The organism is Duganella sp. GW821-FHT07F09 (assembly GCF_059418705.1).
Genome location: NZ_JBWKQJ010000001.1, coordinates 449460 through 467288, shown reverse-complemented (window position 1 = coordinate 467288; position 17829 = coordinate 449460). Strand labels below are relative to the sequence as shown.

13 protein-coding genes are annotated in these 17829 nt (G+C 64.2%); 8 read left to right on the top strand and 5 right to left on the bottom strand.

Features of this window, described 5'->3' with window-relative positions:
- Positions 1-22 precede the first annotated feature (22 nt).
- Positions 23-1354: a sugar MFS transporter gene (locus AC07P1_RS02090; protein WP_494694268.1), complete on the top strand. Its 1332-nt coding sequence runs from the start codon at positions 23-25 to the stop codon at positions 1352-1354.
- 123 nt (positions 1355-1477) lie between these two features.
- Entirely contained in the window at positions 1478-1723 is a 246-nt protein-coding gene (locus tag AC07P1_RS02085; protein ID WP_494694267.1) for an oleate hydratase, read from the top strand.
- Here AC07P1_RS02085 and AC07P1_RS02080 read toward each other — a convergent pair.
- From AC07P1_RS02080 to AC07P1_RS02070, 3 genes are all read right to left on the bottom strand, one after another.
- The gene (locus AC07P1_RS02080; protein ID WP_494694266.1) at positions 1677-2141 is read right to left on the bottom strand and encodes a hypothetical protein; all 465 of its coding nucleotides are present in this window, start codon (positions 2139-2141) and stop codon (positions 1677-1679) included. The two genes, AC07P1_RS02085 and AC07P1_RS02080, sit on opposite strands and share 47 nt — an antisense overlap.
- Before the next feature lie 263 nt (positions 2142-2404).
- Positions 2405-2875 (bottom strand): cyanophycin metabolism-associated DUF1854 family protein, encoded by a 471-nt coding sequence (locus AC07P1_RS02075; RefSeq protein ID WP_494694265.1) that lies wholly within the window; start codon positions 2873-2875, stop codon positions 2405-2407.
- A gap of 11 nt (positions 2876-2886) precedes the next feature.
- Entirely contained in the window at positions 2887-5160 is a 2274-nt protein-coding gene (locus AC07P1_RS02070; RefSeq protein ID WP_494694264.1) for a cyanophycin metabolism-associated ABC transporter, read from the bottom strand.
- A 336-nt stretch (positions 5161-5496) separates the two neighbouring features.
- On the opposite strand from AC07P1_RS02070, the gene AC07P1_RS02065 reads away from it, so the two are divergent.
- From AC07P1_RS02065 to AC07P1_RS02040, 6 genes are all read left to right on the top strand, one after another.
- Positions 5497-7662: a cyanophycin synthetase gene (locus tag AC07P1_RS02065; protein ID WP_494694263.1), complete on the top strand. Its 2166-nt coding sequence runs from the start codon at positions 5497-5499 to the stop codon at positions 7660-7662.
- Between the two features lie 28 nt (positions 7663-7690).
- On the top strand, positions 7691-10264 hold the full coding sequence (cphA, locus tag AC07P1_RS02060) for a cyanophycin synthetase (protein ID WP_494694262.1): 2574 nt from the start codon (positions 7691-7693) through the stop codon (positions 10262-10264).
- Between the two features lie 207 nt (positions 10265-10471).
- Entirely contained in the window at positions 10472-11935 is a 1464-nt protein-coding gene (locus AC07P1_RS02055) for a catalase (protein ID WP_494694261.1), read from the top strand.
- Between the two features lie 236 nt (positions 11936-12171).
- Entirely contained in the window at positions 12172-13299 is a 1128-nt protein-coding gene (locus AC07P1_RS02050) for a M14 family metallopeptidase (protein ID WP_494694260.1), read from the top strand.
- Between the two features lie 2 nt (positions 13300-13301).
- The gene (locus AC07P1_RS02045; RefSeq protein WP_494694259.1) at positions 13302-13766 is read left to right on the top strand and encodes a CYTH domain-containing protein; all 465 of its coding nucleotides are present in this window, start codon (positions 13302-13304) and stop codon (positions 13764-13766) included.
- A gap of 28 nt (positions 13767-13794) precedes the next feature.
- Complete coding sequence (locus tag AC07P1_RS02040) at positions 13795-14103, top strand: hypothetical protein (protein WP_494694258.1); 309 nt, start codon at positions 13795-13797, stop codon at positions 14101-14103.
- A gap of 23 nt (positions 14104-14126) precedes the next feature.
- Here the strand turns inward: AC07P1_RS02040 and AC07P1_RS02035 are convergent, their stop codons facing one another.
- Together AC07P1_RS02035 and AC07P1_RS02030 are read right to left on the bottom strand one after the other, a co-directional pair.
- Complete coding sequence (locus AC07P1_RS02035; protein ID WP_494694257.1) at positions 14127-15398, bottom strand: DUF2863 family protein; 1272 nt, start codon at positions 15396-15398, stop codon at positions 14127-14129.
- A 179-nt stretch (positions 15399-15577) separates the two neighbouring features.
- Entirely contained in the window at positions 15578-17632 is a 2055-nt protein-coding gene (locus AC07P1_RS02030) for a LamG-like jellyroll fold domain-containing protein (RefSeq protein ID WP_494694256.1), read from the bottom strand.
- Positions 17633-17829 lie beyond the last annotated feature (197 nt).

The following is a 17829-nucleotide window of genomic DNA, read 5'->3' as shown; positions in this document are numbered from 1 at the left end:
AAATACAAGAGAAAGAGCAAGCATGGAACCATTATCGAAAGCTGCCGGAGTACCGGGCAGCCCGTCGCAGGCCAAGGGTAACACCGGCCCACTCATCATCATCACGATCCTGTTCTTCATGTGGGGTCTGCTGACGGCGTTGAACGACGTCCTGATCCCGCACCTTAAGTCGATTTATACGCTGACCTATGTGCAGGCCATGCTGGTGCAGTTCTGCTTCTTCGGCGCCTACTTCATCGTCTCGTTGCCGGCCGGCGCGCTGATCAAGCGGATCGGCTACCAGAACGGCGCCGTCGCCGGGTTGACCATCGCCGCCGCAGGCTGCGCGCTGTTCTACCCTGCGTCGACCAGCGGTTATGCGCTGTTCCTGCTGGCTTTCTTCATTCTTGCGGGTGGCATCACCATCCTGCAGGTGGCGGCCAATCCTTACGTGACCATCCTGGGCGACCCGCAGACGGCATCGAGCCGCCTGACCTTGACCCAGGCCTTCAACTCGCTGGGCACCACGGTGGCGCCGACCCTGGGCGGCATGCTGATATTGGCCGGTGGCGTCATGAGCACCGCCGATCTGGCCAAGCTGCCCGCCGACCAGGTGGCAGCGTACTACGCCAACCAGGCGGCCAGCGTGCAGGGTCCGTATCTGGCGCTGGCCGGCGCCTTGCTGGTGCTGGCGATCTTGTTTGCGATGGCGCGCCTGCCGAAGATTGTCGACGCCGAGCAGCCGGCCGCGCAGTCGGTCGACGGTGGCGGCTGGAAGCAGGTGCTGCAGCATCGTCATCTGGTGCTGGGCGTGATCGGTATCTTCCTGTATGTGGGCGCGGAAGTTTGCGTCGGCAGCTTCCTGATCAACTTCATCGGCGAGCCGCACATCGCCGGCCTGCCGGAACACCAGGCGGCGCCTTACGTCAGCTACTTCTGGGGCGGCGCGATGCTGGGCCGCTTCATCGGCTTCGCCGTCATGCGCTACGTCAGCCCTGGCAAGACCCTGGCCTTCAACTCGGCCGCCGCGTTCGCGCTGCTGCTGGTGGCGATTTTCGGCGATGGCCACATCGCGATGTGGGCGCTGCTGGGCGTTGGCCTGTTCAACTCCATCATGTTCCCGACCATCTTCTCGATGGCGCTGAACAAACTGGGACCGTTGACGGGGCAGGGCTCAGGCTTGCTGTGCATGGCGATCGTCGGCGGCGCGCTGGTGCCGTTCGCGCAAGGCTTCCTGGCCGATAACGTCAACCTGCAGATCTCGTTCGTCGTGCCTGCGGCGTGCTACGTCTTCGTGTTGTACTTCGGGTTGAAGTACGCCGGCATGTATGCGGATGGCGGCTCGGACAAACCGGCAGCGCGCGCCGGGCACTGACCGGATTGATGGAATCCCGGCGCGGCAATCGCTCCGGGTCCGGTACCTTCGGCACCTCTGGAAACACGTAGGGCGGATTAGCGCAGCGTAATCGGCCATGCATGCGTCTCGACGGCTCATGAAGTGGCCGATTGCGGCGTTCCGCCTAATCCGCCCTACGTGTTTTCATGTTTTCGGGTTTTGTTCACCACCGATAACTACGAATGCACCTGGGACCTGTTCAAGAGCATCCCCTCGCCGGAACATCCGGTGCAGACCGTGTACGACGAGACCATCGCCTTCAGCCCGTGTAGAAATGGTGGACCTGACCCTGGAGTTGCTGTCAGGCCAGGGCTCCCATCAGCTTTTGCATCGGGCTCAACGGAATGAGCGCTTCCGGCGCGTCGATCTCCAGTACGACGTCGTTGTAGGCGACGGGACGCAGCGGTTCGATTTCCGCCGTGTCCGAAAGCCGCGCTTCGTCGAGCATCTGCTGAAGCGCGGCGGCGTCCACCGAGTTGACCTTGGCCAGCAACGCGCCGTACTTGCGCACGTCGGCCTCGTTGGCCGCGATCTTGTCCGCCGGACGCAGTGCGAGATTGATGCAGCCGAAGATGGCGAACACGCCTAGCAGCCATGCCGACGGCACCGGCAGTTGTGCGGCGAGAGCGGCGACGGCGCTGCTTCCGGCAAGTAAGCTAATAAAGGTCAGCGTGGTTTGCAGTCGCCGGTAGAAGCGGGCCGTTCGTTGGCAAAGCCGTTGCGCGTAGCGCAGGTTGAACTGCAAATCGTTCTTGGTCTCATCCATGGCTATTTCCCTTTTTGCTTGGGATGTGGCACAGGCTCCGGCCTCGGCGGCTGGTGCGACTTCGGGTCGAGAAATTTCATTGTATGCCTTTCCGCAGCCGCCACCGGCGCACGATTACATCATGCAAGCGGTTGATGGCTGCGCATTGAGGCAGGTCAGTAACAAACCCGCAGGGTCAGTTCCGACATTCGGACGCGGTCTCTACTTTAAGACGGATTTACGGATAAGTTCATGTCCGAATGACAGACCGCCCCCCGGGGGGGTTAGAGGAAGCGGTCGAGGATTTTCTTGCCGTGCTTGTCGAGCTCGCGCACGTCGCGGATCAGGTAGTGGATGCCGTGGATGTCGGAGATCAGTAGCGTGTCCACCGTCAGGCGGCGGATGTCTTCCTCGCCGCGCAGGACGAATTCGGTGTCGCCCCGGTCCGTCTCCACCGTCCATGTGCATGGCGTGGCGAAGCCGGAGACGTTGACGATGCGCGAAATCTCCGGCATGAATTCACGGCCCGCCAATTCTTCGCGCACCAGGTCTCCGATCTCCTTCGGCAGGTCTTCGATGCGGTCGATCCATGCCACTTCCTTGCCATCGCCGCTGACCAGCGCGATGCCGTCCTCCGGCGCCTGCACCGGAAAGGCGCGCACCGCCGCCACGCCTTCGTGCACGTCGCCTTCGCCGGTTGTGAGCACCAGGCGGCCGAAGGAATTGCGTACCAATTCAAATTTTGTCGTCGTCATGTGATTCTCTGTTATTCCTTGCTGGCGCTGTCGTCCATGTCGGTGTCGACGTTGCGGGCCTGCGCCTGATACAGGCGGTAATAGGCGCCTTCGCGCTCCATCAGCACATCGTGCGAGCCTTCCTCCACCACCACGCCGCGGTCGAGCACCACCAGGCGGTCGGCCTTCTGCAGGGTCGACAGACGGTGGGCGATGGCGATCGTGGTGCGGCCCTTCACCAGGTTTTCCAGCGCGCGCTGGATTTCTTTTTCGGTCTCGGAGTCGACCGAGGAGGTGGCTTCGTCGAGGATCAGGATCTTCGGATCGATCAGCAGCGCGCGGGCGATCGAGATGCGTTGACGCTCGCCGCCGGACAAGCCCTGGCCACGCTCGCCGACCATCGAGTCGTAACCCTGCGGCAGGCGCAGGATGAATTCGTGCGCGTGCGCGGCGCGCGCGGCGGCGATGATTTCTTCGCGCGTGGCATCCGGCTTGCCGTAGGCGAGGTTCTCGGCGATGGTGCCGAAGAACAGGAACGGTTCCTGCAGCACCAGGCCGATGTTGCGGCGGTAGTCCGACACCGCGAACGAGCGGATGTCGACGCCGTCGAGCATGATGGCGCCTTCCGAGACGTCGTAGAAGCGGCAGATCAAGTTGACCAGTGTCGATTTGCCGGAGCCCGAGTGGCCGACCAGGCCGACCATCTCGCCGGCCTTGATATCGAGGCTGATGCCGCGGTTGACGGCGCGGTTACCGTAGCGGAAGCCGACTTCGCGCAAGGTGATGTTGCCGTCGACCTTGGCCAGCTTGACCGGGGTGGTTGGCTCGGGCACCGACGACACGTGGTCGAGGATGTCGAAGATGCGCTTGGCGGCCGACGCCGATTTCTGCGTGACCGAGACGATGCGGCTCATCGAGTCGAGACGGCCGTAGAAGCGGCTGGAGTAGGCGATGAACGCCGACAGCACACCGACCGTGATGTTGCCCTTCGAGACCTGGTAAATGCCGAAGACCCAGATCACCAGCAGACCGAGTTCGGTCAGGAACGATACCGTCGGCGAGAACAGCGACCAGATTTTATTCAGTTTGTCGTTGACGGCCAGGTTGTGCTGGTTGGCGGTGCGAAAGCGCGCCGCTTCGCGCGATTCCTGCGCGAAGGCCTTGACCACGCGGATGCCGGGGATGGTGTCGGCCAGCACGTTGGTCACTTCGCCCCATACGCGGTCGATCTTTTCAAAGCCCATGCGCAGGCGGTCGCGCACCACGTGGATCAACCAGGCGATGAACGGCAGCGGCAGCAGGGTGAAGATCGCCAGCCACGGGTCGATCGAGAACAGGATCACGCCGGTCATGATGATCATCAGGCAGTCGGACGCGAAGTCGAGCAGGTGCAGCGACAGGAACACGCAGATCCTGTCGCTCTCGCTGCCGATGCGCGACATCAGGTCGCCCGTGCGTTTGCCGCCGAAGTATTCCAGCGACAGGCGCAGAAGGTGGTCGTAGGTTTCGGTGCGCAGGTCGGCGCCGATGCGCTCCGACACCAGCGCCAGCACATACGTCTTGGCCCACCCCAGTATCCACGCCATCACCGCCGAGGCGACCAGGCCGGACATGTACAGCGCCACCATCGAGGTGTCGACCGGTTTGCCGTTCTGGTAGGGGATCAGCACATTGTCCATCAGCGGGATGGTCAGGTAGGGCGGGATCATATGCGCGCCGGTGCTGAGCAACATCAGCGAGAATCCCAGCGCGAGCTGGAATTTGTACGGCTTGGCGAAGCGCCACAGGCGGAACAGGGTCCACGTCGACGGCGGCGTGTAGATTACTTTGGTGCAGACCGGGCATTCCTCCTGGTCCGGCTCCAGCGGCGCCTTGCAGCTCGGGCAGATGCTTTTTTCTTCGACGAGGACCGGCACGCCGGTGGCATGGCTGTCCAGGTGCGCCGAGAAGGCCTCCACCAGGCGGATCGCGTTGAGGTTCTGGCCCAGCGTGAAGCGCCAGGCCGCCAGGCGGCCGCTTTTGCCGATCAACTCCAGGTGGCCGACGCCGGCGTGGTCGTGGTGCTTCAAGGTCAGGTCATGCGAAAACGGCCACGATTGCCACTGTTCCTGGCCCGGCGAGCGCGCCAGCAGGCGGGTGGCGGTGACGACGATGACACCCTTGGCGAAACGAAGTTGCTGATCCAGGTCAACCTCCAGGGCACTTACAACGTTTTCCTCTTTGGAAAGCTGTGCCTGTATCTCGGCGCGCCAGCGTTCAGGAAGCTCGCCGAGGCTGGATACGTTGGAAAGTTGTTGGGTTGTCATCGTGCGGCTTACTCCGGGTCGAAAAAATGGTGAAACTAGCATCGGCACTCTACAACAATCGTTTTGCCAATAAGGTGTTGCGGCTGGTATAAGTAATTATTTACGGTATTCTGTCAGTGCATCAACAGTCGAGTCGGACATTTGACTCGCGCCAGAAATAAACCGGGCTTTTGTACTGGCGGCAAGTATAACGCACAGACATCAGGGTCGGTGGACGTGATGAACTTGGTCAAGCTACGGGGTGGGCCAAACAGGATTTGGCGGGAAGCGGTGGTACGGGTTTAAAATACGGCGCAGGCTGGCCACGGCTGATAACAAAGACACAAGAATAGAAACATGACCAAGAAGAAAGACATTGAAGTTCTCCGCGTAACCCATTTGCGCGGTCCCAACATCTGGACCTATCGCCCCGTCATCGAGGCGTGGTTGGATATTGGCGAACTGGAAAAATACCCGTCCAATTTGTTGCCTGGCTTGTATGAGCGCCTCACCGCGATCCTGCCCGGCCTGATCGTGCACCGCTGCGGCGTGGGCGAGGTCGGCGGCTTCCTCGAGCGGCTGCGCGACGGCACTTACGCCGGCCATATCCTCGAACACGTGGTACTGGAGTTGCAGAACCTGGCCGGCATGAAGACCGGTTTCGGCAAGACGCGCCAGATCGGCGAGGACACCGGCTTGTACAAGATGGCGTTCCGCACCCGGCAGGAGCAGGTCGGCCGCGCCGCGCTGGAGGCAGGCCGCGACCTGCTGATGGCGATGATCGAGGACCGCCCGTACGACCTGGCCGCCAAGGTGGCCGAGTTGACCGACATGGTCGAGTCGCTGTGCCTGGGGCCGAGCACCGCCAACATCGTCGATGCCGCCACCGACCGCAAGATCCCGTCGATCCGTCTGACCGACGGCAATCTGGTGCAGTTGGGCCACGGCGCCGCGCAGCGCCGCATCTGGACCGCCGAAACCGAACAGACCAGCGCCATCGCCGAGGGCATCGCCAGCGACAAAGACCTGACCAAAAGCCTGCTCGCCTCGTGCGGCGTGCCGGTGCCGAAGGGGGAACTCGTCACCAGCGCCGAAGCGGCGTGGGAAGCGGCCGAGGATATCGGCGTGCCGGTGGTGCTCAAGCCGTACGACGGCAACCATGGACGCGGCGTCTCGCTCAACCTGATGACGCAGGCCGACGTGGCGGCCGCCTACGAACTGGCGGCGCGCAAGGGCGGCAGCAAAAGCGTCATCGTCGAACGTTTCATCCCCGGCGACGAACACCGCCTGCTGGTGGTCGGCAAGCGCCTGATCGCCGCCGCCGCCGGCGAATCGCTGTGGGTCACAGGCGACGGCAAATCGAACATCCTCGAGTTGTGCAACACGCAGATCAACACCGATCCGCGCCGCGGCGAGGTGGAGGACGCGCCGCTGGGCGTGGTCAAGCCGCACGAATCGGGCGAGATCATTCTGGAACTGGCGCGCCAGGGCATGACCTGGCAATCGGTGCCGCAGGACGGCCAGAAGGTGCTGATCCAGCCGAACGGCAACGTCGCCACCGACGTCACCGACAAGGTGCACCCGCAGGTGGCCGCGATGGCCACCCTGGCCGCGCGCGTGGTCGGCCTGGACATCGCCGGCATCGATCTGGTCGCAAGCGACATTTCGCGTCCGCTGCACGAGCAGGGCGGCGCCATCATCGAAGTCAACGCCAGCCCCGGCTTGCTGGCGCACCTGAAGCCGGCCAACGGCGAGCCGCGCAACGTTGGCGAGGCGATCGTCGACCACCTGTTCGCGCAGGAGGAAAGCGGCCGCATGCCGATCGTCGGCATCACCGGCAAGCACGGTACCACGATGGCCTCGCGCCTGATCGCCTGGCTGCTGCAAATCAGCGGCAAAAAGGTCGGCCTGACTTGCGCCGACGGCTTGTTCGTCAACGGCCGCCTGCTGCCGCGTGACGGCTTTAGCGACTGGGAAACCGGCGAACGCCTGCTGCTGAACAAAAACGTCGAGGCGGCGGTGTTCGAATCGAGCGCGCGCATGATCCTGACCGAGGGCCTGGCCTACGACAAATGCGCGGTCGGCGTGGTCACGGACGTCAGCGATTTCGAGGAACTGGGCGAGTTCCATATCGAGAGCGCCGACAAATTGTATGGCGTGCTGCGCACCCAGGTCGATGTGATCCTGCCAAGCGGCGTGGCGGTGCTCAACGCCGCCGACGAACAGGTGGTGGACATGGCCCGCCTGTGCGACGGCGAAGTGATTTTCTACGGCGTCGACGAGCACCTGGCGGCCATCGCCGGGCATCGTCAGGACAGCGAGCGCGTGGTGTTCCAGCGCGCGGATTGCATCGTCATGGCCCAGGGCCACGACGAGGTGGCGAGCCTGCCGCTGTCGCCGCTGGTGCCGCCGGAAGCCGTGCTGGCCGCGATCGCCGCCGGCTGGGCGCTGGGACTGACGCCGGATTTGATCGGCGCCGGCCTGCGCACCTTCGATGCCAATCCGAAGCGCACCCATCACTGATAACTTCACTGAAAGAACACGAAGATTTATGGAAGTTAAACGCACCCGCGCCCTTCGCGGCCCCAATCTCTGGAGCCACCACACGGCGGTCGAAGTCATCGTCTCCTGTCCGCCTGAAGAGCAGTCGATCGCGCTGCTGCCAGGTTTCGAGCAGCGGCTGCACGCGCGCTTCCCGGCCATCGGCGCGCTGCGCACGACCGGCCGTGCCGACGCCGTGCCGCTGGCCCGCGTGCTGGAAGTGGCGACCCTGAGCCTGCAGGCGCAAGCCGGCTGCCCGGTCACCTTCAGCCGCACCAGCGCCACCCTGGAAGAGGGCATCTACCAGACCGTCGTCGAATACACCGAGGAGGCGGTCGGCCGCCTGGCCGTCACGCTTGCCGAAAACCTGATCAATTCGGCCCTGGCCGACACCCCGTTCGACCTGACCGGCGCGCTGAACGAACTGCGCGACCTCGATGAGGACGTGCGCCTCGGCCCGAGCACCGGCGCCATCGTCAGCGCCGCCGTCGCCCGCGACATCCCGATCCGCCGCCTGACCGAGGGCAGCATGGTGATGTTCGGCTGGGGCTCGAAACAGCGCCGTATCCAGGCCGCCGAGATGGACAGCACCAGCGCCATCGGCGAAGCGATCGCCCAGGACAAGGAACTGACCAAGAAGCTGCTGCACGCGGCCGGCGTGCCGGTGCCCATCGGCCGCTCGGTCGAGGATGTCGAGGATGCCTGGGCCGCCGCGCAGGAGATCGGCCTGCCGGTGGTGGTCAAGCCGAAGGACGGCAACCAGGGCAAGGGCGTCACCGTCAACGTGATGACCAAGGAACAGCTGGCGCAAGCCTTCAACACCGCGCGCGAGTTCCGCGACGACATCATGGTCGAACGCTATCTGCCGGGCCACGATTTCCGCCTGCTCGTCATCGGCAACAAACTGATCGCCGCGGCGCGCCGCGATCCGCCGCAAGTGGTCGGCGATGGCACCCATACGGTGCGTGAGCTGGTCAACATCGTCAACGCCGATCCGCGCCGCGGCAGCGGCCATTCGACCTCGCTTACCAAAATCCGCTTCGACGACATCGCCCTGGCGCGCCTGGCGCTGCAGGACCTGGACGCAGACTCCGTGCCGGCCAAGGGCCAGCGCGTCATCCTGCGCAACAACGCCAACCTGTCGACCGGCGGCACCGCCACCGACGTCACCGACGACGTGCACCCGGAAGTGGCGGCGCGCGCGGTCGAGGCGGCGCAGATGATCGGCCTCGATATCTGCGGCGTCGACGTGGTCTGCGAAGGCGTGCTGCAACCGTTCGACAACCAGCGCGGCGGCGTGGTGGAAGTGAACGCCGCGCCCGGCCTGCGCATGCACATCGCGCCTTCGTACGGCAAGGGCCGCGCGGTGGGCGAGGCGATCGTCAACACCATGTTCGCGCCGGGCGAGAACGGCCGCATTCCGGTGGTCGCCGTCACCGGCACCAACGGCAAGACCACCACCGTGCGTTTGATCGCGCATTTGCTGACGGCCAGCGGCCTGCGCACCGGCATGACCAACACCGACGGCGTGTATATCGAAGGCCGCCAGACCGACAGCGGCGATTGCAGCGGTCCGCGCAGCGCCCGCAACGTGCTGTTGCATCCGGATGTCGACGCGGCGGTGTTCGAAACCGCGCGTGGCGGTGTGCTGCGCGAAGGCCTGGCCTTCGACCGTTGCCAGGTGGCCGTGGTCACCAACATCGGCAGCGGCGACCACCTCGGTTTGAACTACATCACCACGGTCGAAGACCTGGCGGTGCTCAAGCGCGTGATCGTGCAGAACGTCTCCGAAAGCGGCTTCGCCGTGCTCAACGCGGTTGATCCGATCGTCGCCGGCATGGCGGCCACCTGCCGTGGCAAGGTGATCTTCTTCGGCGCCGATCGCGGTCATCCGGTCATCGCCACGCACCGCGCGCAGGGCAGCCGCACCGTGTACGTCGAGGACGGCCATATCGTCGCGGCGGAAGGCAAGCAGTTGAACAAGATCGCGCTGTCGCAGGTGCCGATCACCCGCAACGGCGCCATCGGCTTCCAGGTGGAGAATGTGATGGCCTCCGTGGCCGCCGCGTGGGGCGTGGGCATCAGCTGGGACGCTATCCGTCTCGGCCTGAAAACCTTCGCCAACGATTCGGACAACGCGCCGGGGCGTTTCAACGTGTTCGATTACAAGGGCGCGACCGTGATCGCGGACTACGGCCACAATCCGGACGCCATCCTGGCGCTGGTGCAGGCGGTGGAAACCATGCCGGCCAAGCGCCGCGGGGTGGTGATCTCGGGCGCCGGCGACCGCCGCGACCAGGACATCACGCAGCAGACCGAGATCCTCGGCCGCGCCTTCGACGATGTGATCCTGTACGAAGACCAGTGCCAGCGCGGGCGGGTCGACGGCGAAGTCGTCGCGTTGCTGCGTTCGGGCCTGAACGGCGCGCCGCGCACCTCGCACGTGCAGGAGATCTACGGCGAGTTCCTGGCCATCGACACGGCGCTGGCGCGGCTGGGCGAGGGCGACCTGTGCCTGATCCTGATCGACCAGGTGGAAGACGCGCTGGCGCACATCGCCAAGCGCATCGCGGAAGCCGGCTGACTTCCAGAACCACGTAGGGCGGATTAGCGAAGCGTAATCGGCCATGCATGCGCAGTGGCGGCGCACGCATGGCCGATTACGGCGTTCCGCCTAATCCACCCTACGAGGTTCATTGCTCCAGGCTATCAAATCCATAGTTATTTATAGTTTTGAACTATTGATCTGCCTCGTTACAATAGTCCCATACTATCAACGAGGAGCCAAAGCATGAGCCAGCCACCTATCACCACCGCATCGGGCATCCCGGTCGCCGACAACCAGAACTCGGTCAGCGCCGGCGGGCGCGGCCCCTTGCTGCTGCAGGACTTCCACCTGATCGAGAAGCTGCAGCACTTCAACCGCGAGCGCATTCCCGAGCGCGTGGTCCACGCCAAGGGCTCTGGCGCCTACGGCACCTTCACCGTCACCCACGACATCACCAAATTCACCAAGGCCAAGCTGTTCTCGGCGATCGGTAAGCAGACCGAAACCTTCGTGCGCTTCTCGACCGTCGGCGGCGAGAGGGGCAGCGCCGACACCGAACGCGATCCGCGCGGCTTCGCCATGCGCTTCTACACGGAAGAGGGCAACTGGGACCTGGTCGGTAACAACACGCCTATGTTCTTCATCAAGGACGGCATCAAATTCCCGGACTTCATCCACACGCAAAAGCGCGACCCGCAGACCAACCTGAAGTCGCCGACGATGATGTTCGACTTCTGGAGCAAGACGCCGGAAAGCCTGCACCAGGTGACGATGCTGTTCTCGGACCGTGGCACGCCGGACGGCTACCGCCACATGGACGGTTTCGGCAGCCACACCTTCAGTTTGATCAACGAGGCCGGGGAGCGTGTGTACTGCAAATGGCACCTGAAGACCAAACAAGGCATCAAGAACCTGCCGGCCGCCGAAGCGAGCCGCCTGGCCGGTGAAGACCCGGACTACGCGCAGCGGGACCTGTTCGGCGCCATCGCCGCCGGCGACTTTCCGCAGTGGGAGGTGAAGCTGCAAGTGGCCACCGAGGCCGAACTGGCCGCGTGGGAAGCGCGCACCGGCTGGAATCCGTTCGACCTGACCAAGGTCTGGCCGCACAAGGACTTCCCGCTGATTCCAGTGGGCCTGTTCGAGTTGAACCGCAATCCGCTGAACTACCACGCGGAAGTGGAGCAGGCCGCGTTGTCGCCGTCGAACGTGGTGCCGGGCCTGGGCTACTCGCCGGACAAGATGCTGCAGGCGCGCCTGTTCGCCTACCACGACGCCCAGTTGTACCGGGTCGGCACCAACCATCAGCACCTGCCGGTGAACGCGCCGCGCTGCCCTGTCCACAACCAGCAGCGCGACGGCGCCATGGCCATCGCCAACGGCGGCGCGGCGCGGAACTACCAGCCGGTCGAATCGAACGGCAGCAATCCGCAAGGCCTGGGCCACGGCGAACCGGCGCTGGCGCTGGACGGCGGCGCGGCGCGCTATGACGGTCGCGGCAAGGAAGACGATTACACGCAGGCCGGTAATCTGTTCCGTTTGCTGCCGGCGGAGGAGAAGCTCAACCTGTTCAACAACATCGCAGGTCCGTTGAGCCAGGTGAACGCCGAGATCATCGCGCGCCAGCTGGGGCACTTCGACCAGGCCGATCCGGCCTACGGCGCCGGTGTGCGCGCCGCGCTCAAGTCCAAGGGCGTGAACCTGGATTGAGCCGGGGAGCCACGTAGGGCGGATTAGCGCAGCGTAATCGGCCAATGCATGCGCCGCCGACGACGCATGCATGGCCGATTACGGCGTTCCGCCTCTCAAGTCCTCCGGCAGGAGGACGCTCCTTCGGTGGCCCCAGGGCGGATTGGCGGGCCTCGCCCGCTAATCCGCCCTACGCGGTCCCTATAGTCAGTGGCTGGTAAAATAGCGTCATCGGTATTCACTTATATTGGATCGACATGACCATCAAAATCAGCCAGAACTTCGACTCCGGCGCCATCGAGGTGCTGCGCGCCGACAGCGCCGCCACCATCGAACTGAATCTGCGCAAGGATTCGCACGCGGATATCCACCAGTGGTTCCACTTCCGCCTGCAGGGCGCGCGCGGCCAGCAGGTCACGATGCGCTTCCTCAACGCCGGCCAGGCGACCTACGCCAAGGGCTACGAGAACTACCAGGCCGTGGCCAGCTACGACAGCGAGAACTGGTTCCGCGTGCCGACCACCTTCGACGGCGCCGTCATGACGATCCGCCACACGCCTGACCTGGACAGCGTCTACTACGCCTACTTCGAGCCGTATTCGTTCGAGCGCCATCTGCGCCTGCTGGGCGAAGTGGCGGAGAATCCGCTCGCGCGCGTGCTCGACCTGGGCAGCACCGTCGACGGCCGCGACATGAACCTGGTCGTCATCGGCAAGCCGGAAGCGGAAAAGAAAATCTGGTTCATCGCGCGCCAACATCCGGGCGAATCGATGGCCGAATGGTTCATCGAAGGCTTGATCGATACGCTGCTCGACGACTCGAACCCGATCGCGCGCAAGCTGCTGCAGCGCTGCGTGTTCTACATCGTGCCGAACATGAATCCGGACGGTTCGGTGCGCGGCAACCTGCGCACCAACGCCGCCGGGGCCAACCTCAACCGCGAGTGGATGACGCCATCGGCCGAGCGCAGCCCGGAAGTGCTGTACGTGAAGCAGAAGATGCACGAGACGGGCATCGACATGTTCTTCGATATCCACGGCGACGAGGCGCTGCCGTACAACTTCGTGGCCGGTAACGAGATGCTGGAGAACTTCAGCGACGAGCGCCGCGCCAAGCAGCAGGCCTTCATCGACCGCTACAAAAACGCCAGCCCGGACTTCCAGGACAAGGTCGGCTACGCGGCCAGCAAGTACAAGGAAGACATGCTGACGCTGGCGTCCAAGTATGTCGGCCACCACTTCGGCTGCCTGGCGCTGACGTTGGAGATGCCGTTCAAGGACAACGCCGATCTGCCCGATCCGCACGTGGGCTGGAACGGTTCGCGCAGCGCGGCGCTGGGCGCGGCGATCCTGCAGCCTATTCTGCTGTCGCTGGACGATTACTGATCGTGGGCGTCGAGATCGAGCGCAAGTTCCTGGTGCGCGGCGACGCGTGGAAGAGTCTTGGCGAGCCGGTGTTTTTTCGCCAGGGTTATCTGTCGTCGCACAAGGAGCGGGTGGTGCGCGTGCGCATCGAGGGCGATCGGGCGGTGATGACGATCAAGGGCCGCAACGTCGGCGCCACGCGCGGCGAGTGGGAGTACGAGATCCCGATGGCCGACGCGGCCGAGCTGCTCGACGGTTTGTGCGAGCAGCCGCTGATCGAAAAATACCGCCGCCGCATCGACTTCGCCGGCAATGTGTGGGAGGTCGATGAGTTCCTCGGCGCCAATGCCGGGCTGGTGGTGGCGGAGATCGAATTGGGCTCGGAAGAGCAGGTGTTCGACAAGCCGGAGTGGGTCGCGGAAGAGGTCACGGCTGACCTGCGCTATCTCAATTCGAGCCTGATTAAACACCCGTTTTCGGCTTGGTAGCCGGCGGAATTTGGTCTAAGCTGGTGGGATGGACAGCGAAGTTTCAGCGCTCAAGGCGCATATCGATGCAATCGTGCCGACATTAGCGACGAAGGCCGATATCGAGGTGTTGCGCGCTGAAATGCACAAGACGTCAGCCGAAGGTTACCGCTGGATGATCGCGTCAATGATCGGCATGTTCATCGGTTTCGGCGGTTTGTACTTTGCCGCCAACAGGTCGTTCGATGCGAGGCCAGCAGGGCCGGCTGCTCCCCCAACAGTGGTGCAAGCCGCTCCGCAGCCACCCGTAGTCATCTATCTTCCACAACCGCAAACTCAGCCGCAGCCTACAAAATAAAAAAGCCCCGAAGGGCTTTTTTATTAGTGGAAATGCTCTGTGCCGCTGGGCGCGTCTTCCGGCATTTCGGCGTGCGCCAATTCCCCGACCGGGTCGGCGAACAACGGCGCCCCGCAATCGTCGCAGAACTCGTTCACATAGCGCTCGGCGTGCTTCTTGATCTGCGTGATGCCGGCCGCGTTCAGGTGCGCGACGATTTCCTCCACCGGCGTGACCGGTTTCTGCACCACACCGCCCGGACCGCCTTGCAGCGGGCCTTCCGGCGGCGTGCCTTCCTCGTCTTCCTGTCCGTACAGCGGCCACACCACGCCGTAGATCACATCCGGCGTCGAACGCTGCGTGAACGCCACGCGGTATTCGTCGATCTGGCCGTCGGCGTTTTCCTCGCCGAAGCCGGCGATCACCGCGCGCAGCTCCGACGGTTCGACCGCCAGGGTATGCGTCAGGTAGTGCACGGCGGCGCGGATCGACACCGGACGGATGAGCTTGTCCGCCTCGCGGCAGGCCATGTAGTAGGCCTCCGGCAGCAGCAGCTCGATGCCGCAGCCCGGCAGCAGACGGGTGACCGTCGGCGTGACCTGCTCGCGCCATTGCTCCAGCGCGGTGGCGCGCTCGTTGGCGAAGTTGCTTTGATTCGAAGGCATCTGCCAGCGGAACAGCGGGGCGCCGGCCGGGGCCACGACCGCCACCAGCAGGTAGCGCGTGTCGGCCAGGAATGGCGCCGTCTCCGGCACCTTGGTGTCGGCCTTGAGCACCGTGCCCTTGATCGCGGCCTGCGCCAGCTTGTGCACTTTGCCATAGGTCTCTACGTGGCTGCGCGGCAGCTGGTCGATCGAGAACAGGGTCGGCGACATCGCCATGCGCGTGCCGTCGGCCAGCAGGTGGGCGCTGAAGTGCGCCGACAAGGTTTGCAGGATGTCGGCCGGAATCGCGCCCGAGGCGATCGAGAAGCGGGTCCAGGCCAGGATGGGCGCGGCCACCAGCAGCACGTCGTACTGCTTGGCCACGCCGTCGGCGGTGTCGATGGTGATGCTGCTCGATTCGCTGACCGCTTCGACGCCATCCATCAACACGTCGTAAGCGTTCAAGTCTTCCTTGAACAGCGCGTTGAGCGTGGCGTCGATGGTGTCCTGGTGGCCGGTCTTGAGGAGTTTCTGGAGCTGTGCATCGAGGTTGTGTTCCCACGACCGTTCTTCCAGCCGGCTGGCCGCCTGACCGACCGCCTGGGCGTAGGTGACGAGGCGCTGGCTTTCGACAGACAATTTATGGGATGAATCTTTAGATGGACGACGCATAGCGCAATAAGAGTCTTATAAAATTAGTGAAAAAAGCGGATCAGTCATGCAGATGATAACCCTTATGACACGTATTGTAGTTGATTCGCTCAGCTAACTCTTATTAGTTCGGGACAGGGGGGGATAAATCAAGTCCGCGCGCGGCCGGGACCGCGCGCGGACGCCGGGGCGCCGGTCCGTCAGGCGATCGCCAGCGCGGCGACCTGCTCGGCCGTCATGGCACCGTTGTAGATGCGGAAGTCGTCCACCTTGCCGTTGAAGTAGGGATCGGCCGGATACTGCGAGCGGCCGAGCCAGTTGCTCTCGGTGCTGTCCAGGCGGAACGGCGCGCGCGTCATTGCCGTGTTGACGCCGACCTGGCTGCCGTTCACGTACAAGGTGGCGGTCGATCCCGACAACGTCACCGCCACATGCACCCACCGGCCGGTCGCCAGCGGCGTCGGGGTGGATACCGTCTGGCTGCCGTAGCCGCCGTTGTTGGAGATGGTGAACGCCAGGCCGCCGCGCGCGGCGCGCGGCGTCATGAACAGGTACTGCCTCGTGCCGTTGCCGAAGTCGAACACCCGTTCCCAGTCGCGCGCCGCGTTCCAGTACACCTTGACGGCGATGGTGAAGTCGGCCAGGCCGGAGGCGATGCCGGCCGGCAGGGCGAGGTATTCGTTGACGCCGTTGAAGCTCAGCGCGCCCAGCCGGGTCAGCAGGGTCAGCGCCGTGTCCGCCTTGGCCTCGTTGGATGGCGCGCTTTCGCCGGTCGGCGTGGCCGCGGTGACGACATAATAATAGGCGCCGGCGGCCATGCCGCTGTCGGTGAAGGTCAGCAGATCGGTAATGCCGCCGGCCACGGTGGTGTACGGGCCGCCGGCCGTGGTGGCGCGCTTGACCGTGTACTCGGTGGCGTAGGCCGAACCCCACCACGACAGCTCGACCTTGCCGCCGATCAGGCGCGCGGTCAGCCCGCTCGGCGCGGCGCCGGCGGCGATCGGGTCGCGCGAGAAGGTCAGGGTGCCGAGGCCGAATTGGTCGCCGTTGCCGCCGTCGTCTTCGGGGCCGATCTTTTTGGTCATCAAGGTGACCCAGGGCGCCGCCAGGCCCAGCCGGTTGACGTAGTGGTTGCGCACCATTTCCCATACCACCCGCGTGGCCGGCAGGCCCGCCGGGGAGATCCCGCCGCCCGTGCCGTGGCGGTTGGTATAGGGGTCGAAGGGCATGGACGTGTAGTACAGGTTGTTGTTGGCGTCGGCCAGGTTGGACTTGGCGACGTACTCGGCGCCGGCCAGGAAGCGGTTGTTGTCGTAGCCGTAGAGGTCGTCGCCCTGGTTCCACGCCATCTCGCAGAAGACGCCGGCCAGGCCGATGCCCAAGGTGGTGTGGCCCTGGTCGCGCGAGCTTTCCTGCCATTGTCCCAGATAGCCCGGATGGATGAAGCGCACCGCCTGGTTGGCGGCGCCATTGCCGGCGCCGGTCTTGTAGTAGCTGATGGCCTCGTCGTACAGGTCCTGGCGGTCGCACAACACGCCGATGGCCAGGATCGAGGCCAGGTTGCACTGGTCCCAGTTGGCCCAGTAGTTGGTGATGTCGGCATCGTTGTGCGCCGTCAGGAAATGGTGGTTCATCGGATAGAACACGGTCAGCATCATGTTCTGGAAGCGCGCCAGGTCGGCCGGCGCCCAGCCCTCGTAGGTGCGCATGATCTCGGCGGCGTTGGCGAACTGGTAGCCGTAGATGCCTGCCGCCAGGAAGCGGTCGGCGTTGCCGGTGATGGTGGTCAACTTGGCCGACCACTCGTTCAGGTACTGGATCGCTTTGTTGGCGTAGGCGACGTCGTTGGTCACTTTCCAGCGCACCGCGATCTGGTAGGCGCGGGCCGTGTCGATGTACAGCTGGGCGAAGTTCTGGCCGTTGCCGCCGCGCACCACGGTGGTCAGCGGGCGCGGGTCGTTGCCCAGGTGCGAGCGGCCGGTGGTGAGCAGTTTGTTCCAGCCGTCGAGCCAGGGCTGCGCGCCGGCGGCGACCTTGGCGCGCATGCGGTCGAAGTCGGCCTCGGTGTGCAGCAGGCCGGGATGCTTGAAGACGCGGGCGGCCTGGGTGCCGACAACGGTGCCGCCGGCCAGCAGGCGGGGCGCGCCGGCGGCCGGTTGGGCGCCGTCGGCCGAACCGCCGCCGCAACCGGCCAGCGCCAGCGGCCCCAGGGCCGCCAGACTGAGCGAGCCTGCACAAAAAGTTCTACGTTCCAACGCAATTTCCGGCTTCTTCGACATGTTTACCTTTCAGCTCGGGGAGCTTAAATGTTAAAAATAATCCATCGGAAAGTCGATTATGCGACAAGTAATTTCACTTGGGAAATGTTTTCAATCGGACGAGACGAAAAAAAACACCCCGCCGCCGAAGCGGGCAGGGTGTTTTTGGCGGGTACTAGCGTATGAAACTAGTT